The organism is Tessaracoccus terricola (genome assembly GCF_054776555.1).
Genome location: NZ_BAAHBS010000003.1, coordinates 14,304 through 30,721 on the forward strand (window position 1 = coordinate 14,304; position 16,418 = coordinate 30,721).

The window sequence follows — 16,418 nt, forward strand, 5'->3', positions numbered from 1 at the left end:
GGCGGGCCGGGCCTCAGCGCCCGAGCCCGCTGGCGCGACGCGCCGGGGTGGCCACCGCCTCGGCGAGGGACTCCGGGGTGCCGTAGAGGCGCACCCCGAACCTCGCCCTTGTGACCGCCGTGTAGAGCAACTGCCGGGTCAGCAGGGGAGAGCCCACCGGCGGCAGGATGACGCTCACCGTCCCGAACTGGCTGCCCTGTGACTTGTGGATGGTCATCGCGTGCAGGTCGACGGCGTCATCGAGCACTGCCGGGTCCCGCCACAGGGGGCCACGTGCCCGGTCGATGCAGGCCACCAACCGGTCACCGCGGAGCGCCACGACCGCGGTGTCACCGTTGGCGACGGTGTCGCTGCTGCGCGTGATCAACAACGGTTGGCCCAGCCACGGACCGGAGCCCAGCCCGTAGTCGGGCAGCTGCTCGGACAGCCAGGCCCGGGCGCCGGCCCCCCACCGCCCGACCCCGAACGGTCCCTCCCTGTGTGCGCACAGGATGCGGTGGCGCTCCAGTTCCCGGTTGGCGAGTTCGCCGTCACCGGCCGCGGCGGCCTCCCGGACCGCCTTCGCGCAGTCGAGCAGGTCTGCGGTCAAGGTCGCGAAGTGGGACAGCGGCTCGGTGCCCGTGAACGGGGTGAGGGTGCACGTGCTGCCCTCAGCCAAGAGGTCGAGCGCCAGATCCGAGTCGCCGCTGCGGATTGCGTCGGCAAGGGCGTTGATCTCGGCGTTGCTGCGCCAGTTGTGGGTCAGGGCCACCACCGCGCTGCCGGAGGGGGAGGAGACCAGCCCCTCGGAGGCGGCGATGTCCGCCAGGACGGCACCCACCTCGACGGATTCGAGCTGGTCCGGGTCACCGATGAGGACCAGGCGGGTGAACTCCGAGACCGCCTCCAGCAGCCAGGACATCATCGTCAGCGACACCATGGAGGTCTCGTCGACGATCACCACGTCGTGCGGCAACGGGTTGTCCGGGCCGAAGGTGCGACGTTCGCGCCCCGGGACGATCTCGAGGAGTTTGTGGAGCGTGGAACTGCGCACGCGCAGCCCTTCGGTGTTCCCGAGGTGCTCGCGCACCGCGGTCTCCAGTCGGGTGGCGGCCTTGCCCGTGGGTGCGGTCAGCGCCACCAGTGGCGGGTGCACCGGGTCCTGCAGGCCCCGCAGGATCCGGGCGACCGTGGTGGTCTTTCCCGTCCCCGGCCCACCGGTGATCACGGTGGTGGCATTGGTGAGCGCGGCCTCCACCGCCAGGTACTGCGGGTCGGTGGGCTCCAGCGGCGGATCCGTGGCGAGCGCCGCGGCCAGTGCGTCAGCGGCTACGGGTGCTGCGGGCAGGGCGCTGCGCGCCAGCAGGCTGGACTCCACGGTGCGCTCCTCGGTCCAGAACCGCTCGAGGTACAGGAGGTTCCCCACCAGTCGGAACGGTCGGTCGGGGCCCTCGGGGCCAGTCACCGCCGGTGAGTTGCGCAGGGCGGCGAGCCACTCGTCGGCCGGTGGCCAGGCCAGGACCGCCTCCGTCGTGGTCTCCGAGACCGGGTCCTCGTCCACGTCCGGGCGCAACGCATGCGCCTGGGTGAGGTCGAGGCAGACGGATCCCAGACGGAGCTCGCGGGTGGTCAGGGCCATGGCAAGCTCGACCCGTTCGTCGCCCTCACCGGCCAGCTGCGCCATGCGGCGGGCCAGGTGGAAGTCAACGGGGTGGAGCATCCCCGCCTCGCAGAACTGCAGCAGCAGGCCCGTGGCCGCCACCGGCACCTCGTGGGATCTCATCGCACGCCTCCGATCAGGTCCGAGGCGGCCAGCACGAGATCCGGTGCCGGGTACCACGTGAACACCCCGCAGGTGTGGCCGCCGACCACCGGGGTTCCTGGGCCCGCCATGCCACGCACGAACAGGTAGCCGACGCCCCCGAGGTGTTCCTCCGGTCGGTAACCGGGGAGCCGCCAGGAGAGATAGCGGTGCAGGGCCACGCAGTACAGCAGCGCCTGCAAGGGGTAGTGCGAGGCGATCATCGCCTCGGCCATGGCCCGGGGCTGGTAGTGCCCCACGGCGAGTTCCTCGTCGGGTCCGACGGGTAGCCGGTTGGTCTTGTAGTCGAGCACCACGAAGCGACCGGCCTCGGTGCGCAGCACGACGTCGATGGAACCCGTGAGCATGCCACTCAGGACCTGCGACGCGGCGGGCGATTCGGCGAGGTGCCGCGGGTAGGCCAGCAGCGGGTCCTCGGCGCCCAGGTGCTCTGCCATCAGCTCGGCCAGGGCAGCCACCGTCGAGGGGGCACCCCGATCCGCCAACGGGAGGTCGAAGTCGAGTTCCGCCAGCCGTGCGGCGAGGGGGAAGTCCGTGAGGGCGGCGCCGTCGGCCAACGAACCCAGCGGGGTGGTGCAGACGTCGACCACGGCGCCTGCCAGCAGTTCGGCGTGCTCGGGGGAGAGACCGTGGCGGGGCGCCAGTTGCCCGAGGCTCCTGCGGGCGCTGGCCTCCAGGGCGCCGGGAGCCCAGTCGACCTCCTCGAACACGGCGTGGACCAGGGTTCCGAAGGCGGCGCCTCCGGGGAGCTCCGCCATGGGGGAGGGGAGCGCCAGTTCGCCGCTGGGGCTGGGCTGGACGTCCAGGTCCGCCTCGGGCTCGTCGACGACTGCGGCGTGGGCCATCTCGTGCAGCCCGGCCGTCAGGCCCGAGTAGGACGTCCGCCGCCAGGTGTGGTCCACCTGCCGAGTCATGGTGGCCGCGCGCAACGGCGCGTCGCTGACGGGCGTGACGGCGCGGGTGGGCTCCTCGCCGTCGAAGAACCGGGTCACGTTGATGAGGGAGGCGTCCAGGGACGGGGTTCGTGGGACGCGGCGGTACGAGCGGGCGAGTTCGGGGGCCGTCCGGTCCCGTGCCAGGAGAGCGGTGAGCGCCCCCAGCACGCTCCGCTTCCCCTCGACGTGCCACGCGATCGCCAGGTGCCGGGCGCGGGTCAGGCCGACGTAGAGGAGCCGGAGTTCCTCGTCACGCGACTGCTGCTGGAACGCCTGCCAGATCTCGTCGTCCTTGTTTGGGGGCGGCCCGACGTAGAGGTGTCTTCCGGTCTCGGTGACCACCGGGAACGGCTGGTTCTTGCGGAGCACGAGGTCACTGACCTCGGGAAGCAGGACCACCCCGAACTCCAGCCCCTTGGCCGAGTGCAGGGTCAGCACCCGCACGGCGTCGGCGTCGGATGCCATCTTGTGGTCCACGGACTCGACGTCGCGGGAACGCTCGTCCTTCTGACGGCTGAACCAGTCCAGGAGGTCCTGCAGGTTGGCGGCCGGGGCCGCACCGAGCAGTTCGGCGACGTGCAGCAGGTCCGTCAGGTGGCGTTCCCCGTCGGGCTGGGAGACGATGCGGCTGCGCAGCCTCGTCCTCGCCTCGAGCGTCGCGAGTACCGCGGCGAAGCCCTGTTCCTCGTAGGCGTTGGCCAGGAGCCTCACCACGACGAAGGCGTCCTCGCTGGCGCGGCTGGACTCGTCCACGAGGTCGGTCAGCCGGAAACCGAGCAGGTCCGTGCAGGCGGCCAGCACGATGCTGGACCGGTTCGGCGACGCCATGGCCTCCAGCAGGTGGGTCCACTCGACGGCGGCGGGTGAGGTCAGGACGTTCTCCTGTCCGGCCGCCACGGCAGGGATTCCCGCCGCCTGCAGCTGGCGCAGCAGGGCCGCCCCCTCCGCGCGGCTGCGCACCAGCACGGCGACGTCCGACGGCACGAGGGCACGGTCCTCGACCCGCGCGTGCGCCAGCAACTGCTTGGTCATGTCGATGACGTCGCGCGCGACGGCGGTGCCCGCGGCCACGCCGAGGTCCTCCTCGCTCGCGCACCTGAGCAGGAGCTTCGCGCGCGCGCCGCGCATGTCCAGCCGGGACGGGTGCTCTGCGCGCACCGGGGTGACCTTGATGTCCTCGTCGCCGAGGGCCACGCCCTTGAAGAGTTCCTCGACCCCGTCGACCACCGGCGCGTCCGAGCGGTAGTTGACGCCCAGGGATTCCCTCCGGGCGGCCTCCCGGGCGTCGAGGTAGCTGAGCAGGTCCGCATTGCGGAAGCCGTAGATGGACTGCTTCGGGTCGCCGATCAGGACGGTGGCCCGGCCGCGGTTCATGAAGGTGGACCGCAGGATCTCCCACTGCACCGGGTCGGTGTCCTGGAACTCGTCCACCATGACCAGTGAGAACCGGCTTCGCAGCGCCGTCACCGCTGCGGGCCCGACGTCGCGGGAGGCGAGGACCTGCGCCAGGCGCACGGGCATGTCGTCGAACGAGACCACGCCGAGCTCCCGCTTGCGCTGCGCGAAGCGCTCCCTGACGGCTTGGCAGTAGGCAGCCTCGACGGAGTCCGGCGGCGTGAGGGGAAGGGTGGACTCACACGCCTCCCTGGCCACGAGCAGTGCACGTCGTGGCTCGAGGGCCGTGGCCTCGGCGTCGGCGAACATGTTGAGGTAGACGTCGGTGGCGGCCTCCTCGACCAGGGCGCGGGGGTCCGAGAGTACGGCGTCGTCGGAGTCCCAGTCCCCGAGGACACCGAGTTCCTTGAGCATCGTCTCGCAGAACGCGTGGATGGTGGAGATCATCGCACGGTCGAAGTTGGCCAGCGCGTCCCGGAGCCGGTCCCGGTGGAGCCGCGCGTCGCCGCGGCTCAGCAGGGCACAGACCGTCTCGGTGGGCTCCTCGCCGTCCTCGAGGTGGCGGGTGAGGGCCAGCTCGGTCTGTTGCAGCCGGTCGAACACCCGGCTGCGCAGGTCCCGGGTGGAGCGCTCGGTGAAGGTGATCAGCAGGACCTTGTCTATGCCCATGTCCGTCTCGGCGAGGAACCGGGTGGTGAGGGCTGCGATGGTCCAGGTCTTGCCGGTGCCGGCGCTGGCCTCCAGCAGCAGGGGACTGCTGGGCAGGTCTCCGAGGACGTCGAACATCAGTTGCCTCCCTGGAACATCGGCAGGTAGATGGCGGCGGCCCACGCCGCGAAGGCAGAACCACTGCCCGCGGTTTCGGGGGGTGAGGGGTCACGAGTGGTGGCCGCGTCCCGGAAGAGGTCCGCCGGCACCTCCGAGTAGAACAGCCGCCAGTGCTGCGGGATGTGGCTCCAGCGCGCCTCCCACGGCGGTGACGTGACCTCCCAGAGCCTCTCGACGTGCCTGGCCTCCGCCAGTTCGGCGGCGAACTCGAGCGCCGGTTCGAGCGGGAGCGGGACAAGGCGGTGCCGGGACTGCGACCAGGCCTGCGCGATCCGGGCCAGCACCTGCTGGGCGACCTCCGGGGACTGGGGGCCCAACTGGGCGGTCTCCGGCTGCAGGATCCCGTAGTGCTTCTTCACGCGGTGGATGATGGCATCGACCTCGATGCCGCTCGCGGCCAGCGCGAGGAGCGCGAGCCATGGTTCGATCTGGGTCTTGGTGCCCTGCCCGGCCGTCACCTCCATGATCCGGCCGCCGCGGGTGCGGATGGTGTCGGCGAGCACGACGTTTCCCAGGGTGAGTTCCACCCGGTGGTCGGCCACCGGCGCGTTCCAGTCCGGCCAGGCCCTGCGCCACTGCTGCACGGCCACCTCCAGTTGGTCCTGCAGGAGCCGGCGCCCGATCTGCCCCGGCGGCAGCAACTCGCGTTCTACCTCCAGGGCCTCGGCCTGCGCAGGGTGGAGCCCCTGCTTGAACGCGGCCAGCAGCCGGTCCCTGATGCCCCACTCGTCCAGCCCGTCCAGCAGGAGGGGCAGCTCGTCTTCCAGCTCGGGGGCGTTGAACAGTCGGACCCCGGCCGCCGAGCGCAGGAAGTCCTTCGCCGGGTCCTTCAGGAAAGTTGCCAGTTCGCGCAGCGTCACCTCGTGGGACTCGTCGCCGTGCGGCAGCGACAGGGCGGCCGTGCGGCGGGCGACGTGGGGCGCGATGCTCCCACGGGCGGCGCTCCGCAGGGCCAGGGCGGCCGCCAGCGCCGGTGTGTCGAAGCTGCGGCCGGTGACGAAGTTGGCCTCGCCGTGGGCCAGCAGTGGGTGTTGCACGACCTCTGCCACGGGCGCGTCCAACTGGCGCAGCAACCACGAGATCGTCGTGGCGGAGGCCACCTCCTGGTTGGTCAGCGGGTCCCGGGCCTGGCCCACCACCAGCACCTCGTCCGCAGCTCGGGCATGGGCGAGCAGGCGGGAGAGCCGGAGCCTGCGGGAATCGGGCACGTCGCCGAGGGGGACCGTGTCCACGTCGCCGCCGCCGTGTCGGTCCCCGATGCCGAGCAGGCACACCAGTCGGAAGTCCACGTGCGCAAGGTCTCCCAGGGCCACCACCTGGAGTGCGCCGTTGCCCACGGTGGGGCGCGGCGGGAACTCGCGGGTCACGAACTCGAACAGTCGCGTGAACTCGCTGCGTGCGAGTTCGTCGGGCTGACCCCGCAACTGCTCCGCCAGGTCCGCGAGTGCCGAGTTCGTCTGCAGCAGCATCCATTCGTCGTCGAAGCTGCAACCCACCACGTCCGTGAGCAGCTGCCTGACGCGCTCCACCCAGTCGGCCACCGGTGCCGGGGAAGCCGCTGCCAGGTTGAACCGGCGCAGCCGGGAGAGGAGCTCGGCGATGGTGCCGACGAGGTCCAGGTCCGAGGTGGAGGCCGTGGTGACGCCGGTGACCGCCAAAGGCGCCTCGGAGGCGGGTGCCAGCGCGATGCCGGCCAGCAGCCGGTCCACCCCACGCACCCAGGTGTTCTGGCTGATCCCGGGCACTCCGACCTGGCTGCGGTGGTGCTGGTCCAAGCCCCAGCGGATGCCTGACTCGGAGACCAGCCGCACAAGGTCTTCCCGCCGCGGGGTCAGGCGCCATCGGTGCGCCACGGGTGCGAGCAGCATCAACTCGACGAGGTCAGAGGCGGTGGCCCTGGACTCCGAGATCCGCAGGCAGCGGCGCACCACGTCGACCACCTGGTTGGTCTCCGACACCGACCCGGCCTGGAGCCGCAGGCCGCGCCCGGGATGGGCGCGCGGGTCATCGGGGACCGGGGCGAAGGCGGACAGGAGGTGGGGGCGCCAGGCAGCGGGGTCCTCGCAGACCACCAGGACGTCCCGGGGCTCGAGGGTGGGGTCCTGCTCGAACCGGCGGGTGAGTTCGTCGCGGAGGACCTCCACCTGGCGTGACGGGCCGTGGGAGCCGTGGAGGCTGACCGGGGGTGGGGTGGGACGCGGCGCGTCCTGGCGTGCCGGCTCCAGCCCGAGGGTCCAGTCGTCGAAGCCGCTCTCGGTGACCTGCCAGACCTCGAGCTCCCCGGCGGAACCCACCGCCCGCAGGACCTCGAGCTGTGTCGCCGAGACCTGCGGCAGGCAGAACAACAGCGGCGCGCCCGTGCCGGGACCGGCCACGGCCTCGGCGAGCCCGGTCCAGACGTCGATGGGATCCACCTCGAGATGCTCGGCCACCCCCCGCAACAGTGCGGGCTGCCAGGCCAGGTGCGGCGGCAGCTCACCACCGGCCGCGTCCAGGTCCATGTCCTCCAGCCAACCGGAAACCATGCCCGGGGCGTGTCCGATGTAGCGGCGGAACAGTTGGATGCTGCGCTGCGCGAGTTGCTGGCGTCGGGCGGGGGAGCCGTCGGCATTGAGGTGGGCGGCCAGGACCGGGTGCTCCTCGGCGAGGTCCGCCAGCACGCGCGCCGCGACCACCACCGCCCGGACGCCCTGCCAGGCATCGAGCTCCTCCAGCAGCCCGTGCCGGGCGGCGGCGGACCTGGTCCACTCCTGCAGCGTCGGGAACGAGATCCCGGCGCAGATGCCGGTCGGCAGCCGCTGCGCCAACGCCTGGCCCAGCATCCTGCCGGCCCCGCGCGAGCTGACGACCACCTCGACTTGCTCGAAGGGCCCGGGCGGGGCCGTTGCGAGCTTCTCGGCCAGCGTGCCGACCAAGTCCCGCCAGCGCGCGGCGCGGTGGATGCGAACGCCCATTCCAGTCCCCCTTCCCAGGTACCGTGCACACCCTATCGAGCACCACTGACAGGTCTGGTGCGGGCCCGCCGGGGGCCGGGATGTCGGTGGGGTGGACCACAATGGGGTTGTGACAGATCCCATCCTCGACGTCCTCGACCCGGAGCAGTTGCGGGTCGCCACCATGTTGGAGACCCCGCTGGTGGTGCTCGCCGGTGCGGGCACGGGAAAGACCCGTGCCATCACGCACCGGGTGGCCAACGCGGTGCGCGAGGGGCGCTACCTGCCGACGGCCACCCTTGCGGTCACATTCACCACGCGCGCAGCGGGGGAGATGCGCAGTCGGCTGGCCGCGCTGGGCGTGCGAGGGGCACAGGCCCGCACCATCCACGCCGCGGCCCTGCGGCAGTGCCGCTACTTCTGGCCCCAGACGTTCCGCACCGAGTTCCCGGCCGTCGCGGACAACACCTTCTCCTTCGTGGCACGGGCGGCGAACCAGGTGCTGGGCGGAGCCGAGACCGCGCTGGTGCGGGATCTCGAGACCGAGATCTCCTGGGCCAAGTCCAGCAACGTGGCACCGGCCCGCTACGCCGAACTGGCCGGCCCGAACGGACGGGAGGTCTCCGGGGCCACCCCCACCCAGGTGGCGGCGGTGATGGTGAACTACGAGAAGGCCAAGTCCGCGGCCGGAGTGGTGGACTTCAACGACGTGCTGCTGTGCGCGGCGGCGCTGCTGGCCGAACACCCGGCGGCGGGGGAGGCGATCCGGGACCAGTACCGCCACTTCATCGTCGACGAGTACCAGGACGTCTCGGCGATCCAGCACCGTCTGGTCGCGTTGTGGGTCGACGGCCGCAGCGACGTCTGCGTCGTCGGTGACCCGAACCAGGCGATCCATTCCTTCGCGGGGGCCCGGGCCGAGTACCTGCTGGGGTTCGCGAAGGAGTACGAGGACGCCCAGCAGGTGCGGCTGGTGCGCAACTACCGCTCCACCCCGGAGATCCTCCAGGTGGCCAACAAGGTGTTGCGGCTCACCCCCACGGCCGGTGCCGCGCTGCGACCCACGCGCGGATCCGGGGAGCCTCCTGCCTTCCACGCCGAGGGCAGCGAGGCAGACGAGGCGGCCGCGGTGACCGACTGGCTCAGGACACTGCACGCCCAGGGCACGCCCTGGTCGGAGATGGCGGTCCTGTACCGCATCAACGCGCAGGCACCCACGTTCGAGGCGGCACTGGCGGACGCCGGCATCCCGTACTCGGTGCGGGGCACCGACTCCTACTACGAGCGGCCGGAGGTCCGCCAGGCAGTGCTGGCGCTGTCCACGGTTGCGTCGCGGGACCCGGAGGCGGACCCGGTGGTGCTGGTCGAGCGCTACTTGGCCGCCAACGGGTGGACCACCGAACCGCCGTCGGGGATGGGCAGGCAGCGGGAGAAGTGGGAATCGTTGAACGCGCTCCGGGACATGGTGGTGGCCGAGGCGGAGGGTCGGGTCGGCTGGACGGCCGCGGAGTTCGGTGCGTGGCTGTCGGAGCGGGCGGCGTGGGAGGCGTCCCCGGTGGCCGAGTCGGTGACGCTGGCCACGATGCACGCCGCGAAGGGGCTCGAGTGGGACGCGGTGGCGGTGGTCGGGGTCCGGGAAGGGCTGGTCCCCTTCGCGCTCAGCCAGGAGGAACCGGCCCTCTCAGAGGAACGGCGGCTGCTGCACGTCGCCCTCACCCGCGCCCGGACCCACCTGCGGGTCTCGCATCCGACGTCCCAGACCCGGGGGAAGGCCTTCCGCTCCAGGTTCCTCGACGGTGTGGCACCGGCCCAGCAACGGCCCCGGACCGGCACCCCCGCCCAGACCGCGAGGTCCCGGCGCTGCTCGGTCTGCGGCCAGCCCGTGAACTCGGGTGCCGAACGCAAGCTGCTGCGCCACCTGGACTGTGTCGTCGACTACGACGAGTCGCTGCTCGAGTCCTTGCGGGAGTGGCGCACCCAGACCGCGGCCGCCGCCTCCTTGCCCGCCTTCGTGGTGTTCACCGACGCGACACTGCAGGCAGTCGCGGAGGCCACGCCGCGGGATCGCACGGAGTTGCTGCGGGTGCCCGGCATCGGGATGGCCAAGGCCGAGCGCTACGGTCCCGGGGTGCTGCAGGTGATCTCGTCCCACCTCGCGCCCGGGGAATGAAAAACGGGAGCGGGCCGGTGATCGCTCACCGGCCCGCTCCCGTTGGAGCCCTGTGGGCTCAGGCCTTGCCGAGAATGCGGTTCAGGTTGGTGCCGCACACGGGGCACTTGCCCTTGGCCATCTTCGTGCCCTTGGCGTTGACGACGACCTCACCGGTGGCGTCGCGCTTCTCCTTGCACTTCACGCAGTAGAACGAGCCCTCGTAGGTCTCTGCAGCCATTGTTCCTCCTAGATTTTTAGTACCTTCGCCCCGTTCACCGAGGCGAGTCCTGTGCAACTGTAGCCGTTGAGGGGTGGAATCCGGCGCAACCCGGGCCGCCCACTTCAACTTGGATTCCCGCTGGGATGAGCGAGAGTCCCGTCGGCTGCACTCGCCTTCCCCTGCGCGTGCGTCCGTCCGGGACTCTCGGGAGAAGAGTCTGTCGGGGTTCGAGGGTCCGCGTCAAGTGTTTGGTCAGTTTCCGTTGCCCTCGAGCAGCTTGCGCAGTTCCACGTCCAGTTCGTCCTGCTCCGGTTCCGCGCCGGACTCCTTGCCGTAGGACAGGGGGTCCGCAAGGTGTGCGGCCGTCGGAAGCAGGTCCGGGTGCTGCCAGACGGCGTCGCGGGCCTCGGTGCCGCGCTCGTGCTCGATGGCTGCCCAGAGGTTCTCGGCGTCCCGCACCAGCCGGGGGCGCAGGTCCAGCCCGAGCAGGTTGCTGAAGACGTCCTTGGTGGGGCCTCCGGCCGCGCGGCGGCGCCGCACCACCTCGCTGAGGGAACCGGCGTTGGGCATCCACGCCTCCGTGGCGCGGACGGTCACGTGGTCCACCCAGCCCTCGATGAGGGCCAGCAGGAGTTCCAGGCGTCCCAGGATCTCGAGCTGGGTCTCGGTGCTGGCCGGCTTGAAGAAGGATCCCCGGACCCGCTCGCCGACGGCCACGATGTCCTCGAGGGAGAACTGTTCGAGGCTCGAGGGGTCGAACTCCGAGGAGATGGCCTCGAAGTCGATCACGATCTCGCGGGCGTAGTGGGCCAGCAGGGCGTTCAGCTGCGGGGCCAGCCACGTCACGTGGTGGAACAGGCGGATCCGGGCGGCCTCCCGCAGCACCAGGTGCAGCAGCACGTCGGCCTCGGGGATCTCGAGGTCCCGGGTGAACTCCGCGACGTTGCTCGGCAGGATCGTCACGCGTGCCCGGGGGAGGAGGTTGATGCCGATCTCGGTGCCGGTCAGCGTCGAGCCCGCCACCTCGGCGAGCACCTTCTTCAGCCGGTCCCGGTAGATCAGGGAGGCGGACTGCTTCATCATCGGTGCCAGCATGGAGGTGAACGCGCCCAGTTCGGGTTCGTCCTCCACCATGGCGCCGCGCCCCAGCGCCTCCGCCAGGCCGTTCATGATCGGTTCCACGATCTCCCGCCAACCGGAGCTGGTCTCGTCCAGCCAGTCCTCCCTGCGCAGCGTTTCGGGCGCGATCCCCGTCTCGGGGAAGGCCGTCTGTGCCGACAGCCAGCTCTGCGCCAGGCGTTCGGCGTCGACGATGGCGTGGCTCTCGGAGGCCGTCAGCGCCGGGTCCGGGCCGAGTTCCTGGGTCAACTGCTTGGCGGAGGTGATGGTGGTGCGCCACGCCGCATCCGGGTCCCGGTCCGCGTTGGTGAAACCGAAACCGGCCCCGCCGGCCGCCTGCGCGCGCGAGAACTGTTCCATCAGCTTCGCGAAGTCCACGTCCCCGCCGCCGGTCATCCCGAGTTGCTCCAGCAGCTTTCGGATCTCTTCGAAGTCGAATCCTCCGAAGCCACCCGGTGTGGGTCCTGACATGGTGGGTCCCTTTCCTCAGCCGTACCACCCATTGAACAACACCGGTCAAACCCCTGCCAATGACCTCCCTGTGGCGGTTGGTACGCTTGTCCACTGTCGGGTGTCGGCGGTGAAGGGAGGCTCGATGTCGCGCAACGTGGTGGCCATCGTCTCCTCAATCCTGTTCGTGGTGCTTGCGGCCCTGATCGTCCTGGTCCCCGTGCCCATCGTCACCTGGCGGCCGGGGGAGACCATCGACGTCCTCGCATCCGACGACGAGGGCCCCCTGCTCCAGATCAACGGCCTCGAGAACTACCCCACCAGCGGTGAGCTGCGCCTCACGACGGTGTCGCGCTCCAGCGTGAACGCGTCGGTCAGCCTGCCGGAGGCGCTCATCGCCCACCTCGCTCCCGACTCCGACTCCCTGCCGCGGGACGTGGTCTACCCACCGGGCAAGTCCAACGAGCAGGTCCGGGAGGAGGCAGTCGCGTCGATGGACACCTCGCGGGACAACGCCGTCGTGGCGGCGCTGCGGGCAGCCGGGCAGCCGGTCACGGAGATGCCGATGGTCTCCAGCGTCGTGCTGGCCGGGCCGTCGAACGGCAAGCTCCACGCCGGTGACCTGATCGAGAGCATCGACGGCCAGGTGGTCTCCACCCGCGACGACGTGGCGGAGGTCATCCGGAACCGCTCCGTCGGCGACCCGGTGGTGTTCAAGGTGCTGCGCGACGGTGCGCAGCTCACCGTGAGCGTGGTGACCACCGCGAACGCCGACTCCCAGCCCTACGCGGGCATCGGCGTGGACGTCGGCTACCTGTTCGCGCCGCAGGTTGAGTACAAGATCGATCCCGCCATCGTCGGGCCCAGCGCGGGGCTGGTGTTCGCGCTGGCCATCTACGACAAGATCACCGAGGGCAGCCTGATCGGCGACCACGTCGTGGCCATCACCGGCGAGGTGGACGCCTCGGGGAAGGTGAAGGGCATCGGCGGCATCCGGGCCAAGATCCGTGGGGCCGAGCGCGCGGGGGCCACGATCTTCGTCCTGCCCGGCGAGACCTGCAAGAACATCGGTGACTTCCACACGGACCTGCGCCTGGTGCCGGTGGACACCCTCAAGGACGCGATTGCTGCGTTGCAGCTGATCAAGGAAGGCCAGTCAGACATGGAGGTACCCACCTGTGAGTGAGCCCGATTCCAGCAGGCTCATCGCCTGCCTGGCAGACATCGAACGACACGTCTCGGACAACGGCTGGGACCAGCCGGCGCGGTTGTTCGCGCTGGTGACCACGGCATCCCTGCTGGAACTGGAGCCCCAGTTGCGCGACAGGGTGCCCGAAGCCATGCCCGACGCGCTGACCGCGATCGAGCAGGAGAACTTCGCAGCCGGCAACGACGTCTTCGAGCGGCTCGCCGGCATCTACTGGCCGGAGACGGTCCACGGCGCCGCAATCGCCATGGAGCGCTCCTTCCTCCCCCCGGAGTTCGAGGACGAGATCCCCGACGACGTGGACCAGGCGATCGACTTCGTCCGCAAGCACCCCGAGCGGACCGACGTCCGCGTGGTGGTGGGCGTCGAACGTGACGGCACCCGCCACGGCCTCGCGCGCCTCGTGTCCAACCCCGACGACCTGCTCGGAGCCGACGACCTGGTTCCGGGCCTCGCCGATGCCCTCCTGGGCACCTTCGAAGGAACCCCGCAGTGACAGCTTCCAGTTCGCACGTGCCCGACGACCAGCAGCGTCGGGGCGCGTTCCTGCCAGCCATCATCATCCTGGCCGTCGTCGTGGCGGTGGTGGTCATCGCGTCCCGGGTGTGGACGGACCTGCTCTGGTTCCGCAGCATCGAGATGGGCACCGTGTTCACCACGCAGCTCGCGGCGCAGGTGGGCCTGTTCATCGTGTTCGCCCTGCTCATGGGTGGCATCGTGTTCGCGGGCCTGGCCATCGCCTACCGACTGCGCCCACGGGTGCGCCACGCCAACCTCGACTCGGAGATGCTGGTCCAGCTCCGCGACGTGCTGGACCGCCGTTCCACGCTGATCATGGCCGTGCCCGCCGCCGCGCTCGGACTCCTCGGGGGTGCCGTGGCCGCCAGCGCGTCGTCGCTGTTCCTGGCCTGGATCCGCGCCACCCCCTTCGGTGAGCGCGACTCGGTGTTCGGGTTGGACGCCTCGTTCTACGTGTTCCACCTGCCGTGGTGGCGCTTCGTCCTCGGCTACGTGACCTTCGCCGTCGTGCTGTCCCTGATCGGCGCACTCCTGGTGCACTTCCTGACCGGCTCCCTGACGTCGAAGGCCCTGCGCGGGCTGGGCAACGTGTCGGTGACCGGCGCGAAGGGTGGTCTCGCGGCCCAGCGCCAGCTCTCGGTGATGCTGGGCGTGGTGCTGCTGCTGTTCGCCACCTCGCAGGTCCTCGACCGCTACTCGCTGCTCACCACCACCAACCACCTGTTCACGGGTGTGACCTTCACGGACGCCGCCTCGCGCATCCCCGCGCACCTCATCGTCGCCGTGATCGCCGCCATCTGCGCCCTGGTGTGCTTCTACAACGCGTGGCGGGTGCGCTGGAGCGTGCCCGGTGTGTCCATCGCGCTGCTGGTGGTCTCGTCGCTGATCCTCGGTATCGGCTACCCCTGGTTCATCCAGACCATCGAGGTGGACCCCGACGAGCCGGACAAGGAACGCCCCTACATCGCGGCCAACATCGAGGCCACCCGTTTCGCCTACGGCATCGACGAGGTTGAGATCGAGGACTACGAGGCCACCACGACGGTCAGCGCCGGACAGCTGCGCGAGGACGCCGCCGCCCTGCCCGCCATCCGACTGATGGACCCGGCTGTCATCCCACCGGCGTTCGAGCAGCTCCAGCAGGTCCGCGGCTACTACGCGTTCCCGTCCACCCTCGACGTCGACCGCTACACGATCGACGGCAACCAGGCCGACGCCGTGGTCGCCGTCCGCGAACTCGACCTGGCCTCCGTGGAGTCGGGCGACACCTGGAACAACATGCGCACGGTCTACACCCACGGCCACGGCCTGGCCGCCGCCTACGGCAACCAGCGCCAGTCCAACGGCGAGCCCGTGTTCTTCTCCGGTGGCATCCCCACCGTCGGCCTGCTCCCGGAGCACGAGCAGCGCATCTACTTCGGTGAGCGCTCCACCCACTGGGTGGTGGCTGGTGCACCCGACGGTGCGGAGCCCGTGGAGCTCGACACCCCCGGTGGTGGCGAGGGCGGCATGGAGTCCAAGAACACCTACCAGGGCGACGGTGGCGTCCCGATCGGCGACTTCCTCACCAAGTCCCTGTTCGCGATCCGCTTCGGCGACGTCAACCTGATGCTCTCGGACCGCGTGAACGAGGAGTCCCGGATCCTGCACAACCGCGTCCCCGCGGACCGTGTCCAGGAGGCCGCACCCTGGCTGACCCTGGACTCCGACCCGTACCCGAGCGTCGTCGACGGCCGCATCGTGTGGATCATCGACGCCTACACGTCGACGGCCAACTACCCGAACTCCACGAAGGTGGACTGGGCCCAGGCGATCTCCGACACCAGGACCTCCGCGGATCGGCTGCTCGTGGGCACCCAGGTCAACTACGTCCGCAACTCGGTCAAGGCCACCGTCGACGCCTACGACGGCACGGTGAAGCTGTACGAGTGGGACGAGAACGACCCGATCCTGCAGACCTGGGACAAGGTGTTCCCCGGCGTGGTCACGCCGAAGGAGGAGATCTCCCCGGACCTGATGGCACACCTGCGCTACCCGCAGGACCTGTTCAAGATCCAGCGCCAGGTGCTGGGCCGCTACCACACCACCAACACCAACACCTGGTACCAGGAGTCTGACATCTGGGAGGTGCCCAACGACCCGGTGGGCGGCGGGCAGCAGCCCACCCAGGAGCCCCCGTACTTCCTGACCATCCGCTGGCCCGGCGACACGCAGCCGCACTTCGCCAACACCACCGTGTTCGTGCCGCGCGGCCGCGAGAACCTCTCGGTGTACATGTCGGTCAACGCCGACGCCACCAGCGAGAACTACGGGCAGATGCGCGCGCTGAAGCTCTCCGACACCGAGCAGATCGCCGGTCCCGGCCAGACGTTCAACGCGATCACCACCAACGAGGCGGTCGCCGAACGGTTGCTGCCGTTCAACCGGCAGGAGGGTGCCACCGCCATCTACGGCAACCTCCTCACGCTCCCGTTGGGTGGTGGCCTGATCTACGTGCAGCCCATCTACACGCAGAACGACGCCTCCGGCTCCTACCCGGCGCTCCGGTTCGTCGTCGTCCGCTTCGGCGAGCACGTCGGCATCGGCAACACCCTGCAGGCGGCGCTGGACCAGGTGTTCCAGGGCGACGCCGGCGCCGACACCGGGGAGAACGTCGACGAGGAGGACATCATCCCCGAGGAGCCGGGCAGCGAACTGGTGGGCGCGGAGCGCGCCAAGGAACTGCTCGGTGAGGGTATGCAACTGTTCATCGAGGCCGACCAGGCACTCGCCGAAGGCGACCTCGGCACCTACCAGTCGAAGAACAAGCAGGCGCGCGACGTCATGGAGGAGGCGCTGGCCGCCCTCGAGGAGAGCTGA

The 16,418-nt window shown here is 70.4% G+C and carries 9 protein-coding genes; 4 read left to right on the forward strand and 5 right to left on the reverse strand.

Annotation, left to right across the window (positions count from 1 at the left end; translation table 11 throughout):
- Positions 1 to 13 precede the first annotated feature (13 nt).
- The 3 genes from recD to ACYU7G_RS04750 are packed head-to-tail and all read right to left on the reverse strand — an operon-like array spanning position 14 to position 7,913.
- Positions 14 to 1,762 carry an exodeoxyribonuclease V subunit alpha gene (gene recD, locus ACYU7G_RS04740; protein ID WP_461105320.1) on the reverse strand — a complete coding sequence of 583 codons (1,749 nt, stop codon included), beginning with the start codon at positions 1,760 to 1,762 and terminating at the stop codon, positions 14 to 16.
- Entirely contained in the window at positions 1,759 to 4,917 is a 3,159-nt protein-coding gene (locus tag ACYU7G_RS04745; protein ID WP_461105322.1) for a UvrD-helicase domain-containing protein, read from the reverse strand. Before ACYU7G_RS04745 ends, recD begins: the two co-directional genes overlap by 4 nt.
- The gene (locus tag ACYU7G_RS04750; protein ID WP_461105324.1) at positions 4,917 to 7,913 is read right to left on the reverse strand and encodes an exodeoxyribonuclease V subunit gamma; all 2,997 of its coding nucleotides are present in this window, start codon (positions 7,911 to 7,913) and stop codon (positions 4,917 to 4,919) included. Before ACYU7G_RS04750 ends, ACYU7G_RS04745 begins: the two co-directional genes overlap by 1 nt.
- Before the next feature lie 109 nt (positions 7,914 to 8,022).
- Between ACYU7G_RS04750 and ACYU7G_RS04755 the strand changes: the two genes are divergently transcribed.
- Positions 8,023 to 10,062, forward strand: a complete 2,040-nt coding sequence (locus tag ACYU7G_RS04755; protein WP_461105326.1) for an ATP-dependent DNA helicase UvrD2 — start codon at positions 8,023 to 8,025, stop codon at positions 10,060 to 10,062.
- 58 nt (positions 10,063 to 10,120) lie between these two features.
- On the opposite strand, the gene ACYU7G_RS04760 is transcribed toward ACYU7G_RS04755, so the two are convergent.
- Entirely contained in the window at positions 10,121 to 10,282 is a 162-nt protein-coding gene (locus ACYU7G_RS04760) for a DUF5679 domain-containing protein (protein ID WP_185975793.1), read from the reverse strand.
- Between the two features lie 234 nt (positions 10,283 to 10,516).
- Positions 10,517 to 11,854, reverse strand: a complete 1,338-nt coding sequence (locus tag ACYU7G_RS04765) for a zinc-dependent metalloprotease (RefSeq protein ID WP_461105329.1) — start codon at positions 11,852 to 11,854, stop codon at positions 10,517 to 10,519.
- A gap of 124 nt (positions 11,855 to 11,978) precedes the next feature.
- Between ACYU7G_RS04765 and ACYU7G_RS04770 the strand changes: the two genes are divergently transcribed.
- Genes ACYU7G_RS04770 through ACYU7G_RS04780 form a run of 3 tightly spaced genes read left to right on the forward strand, consistent with a single transcriptional unit; the run spans position 11,979 to position 16,418 of the window.
- The gene (locus tag ACYU7G_RS04770; RefSeq protein WP_461105331.1) at positions 11,979 to 13,019 is read left to right on the forward strand and encodes a YlbL family protein; all 1,041 of its coding nucleotides are present in this window, start codon (positions 11,979 to 11,981) and stop codon (positions 13,017 to 13,019) included.
- Entirely contained in the window at positions 13,012 to 13,536 is a 525-nt protein-coding gene (locus ACYU7G_RS04775; protein WP_461105333.1) for a PPA1309 family protein, read from the forward strand. The genes ACYU7G_RS04770 and ACYU7G_RS04775 overlap by 8 nt, the downstream gene beginning before the upstream one ends.
- The gene (locus ACYU7G_RS04780) at positions 13,533 to 16,418 is read left to right on the forward strand and encodes a UPF0182 family membrane protein (RefSeq protein ID WP_461105335.1); all 2,886 of its coding nucleotides are present in this window, start codon (positions 13,533 to 13,535) and stop codon (positions 16,416 to 16,418) included. Before ACYU7G_RS04775 ends, ACYU7G_RS04780 begins: the two co-directional genes overlap by 4 nt.

What these genes read in the sequence shown, in the direction of transcription:
- recD (WP_461105320.1), bottom strand. Translation starts at nt 1,762, where the DNA reads ATGAGATCCCACGAGGTGCCGGTGGCGGCCACGGGCCTGCTGCTGCAG.
- ACYU7G_RS04770 (WP_461105331.1), top strand. Translation starts at nt 11,979, where the DNA reads ATGTCGCGCAACGTGGTGGCCATCGTCTCCTCAATCCTGTTCGTGGTG.
- ACYU7G_RS04750 (WP_461105324.1), bottom strand. Translation starts at nt 7,913, where the DNA reads ATGGGCGTTCGCATCCACCGCGCCGCGCGCTGGCGGGACTTGGTCGGC.
- ACYU7G_RS04760 (WP_185975793.1), bottom strand. Translation starts at nt 10,282, where the DNA reads ATGGCTGCAGAGACCTACGAGGGCTCGTTCTACTGCGTGAAGTGCAAG.
- ACYU7G_RS04765 (WP_461105329.1), bottom strand. Translation starts at nt 11,854, where the DNA reads ATGTCAGGACCCACACCGGGTGGCTTCGGAGGATTCGACTTCGAAGAG.
- ACYU7G_RS04745 (WP_461105322.1), bottom strand. Translation starts at nt 4,917, where the DNA reads ATGTTCGACGTCCTCGGAGACCTGCCCAGCAGTCCCCTGCTGCTGGAG.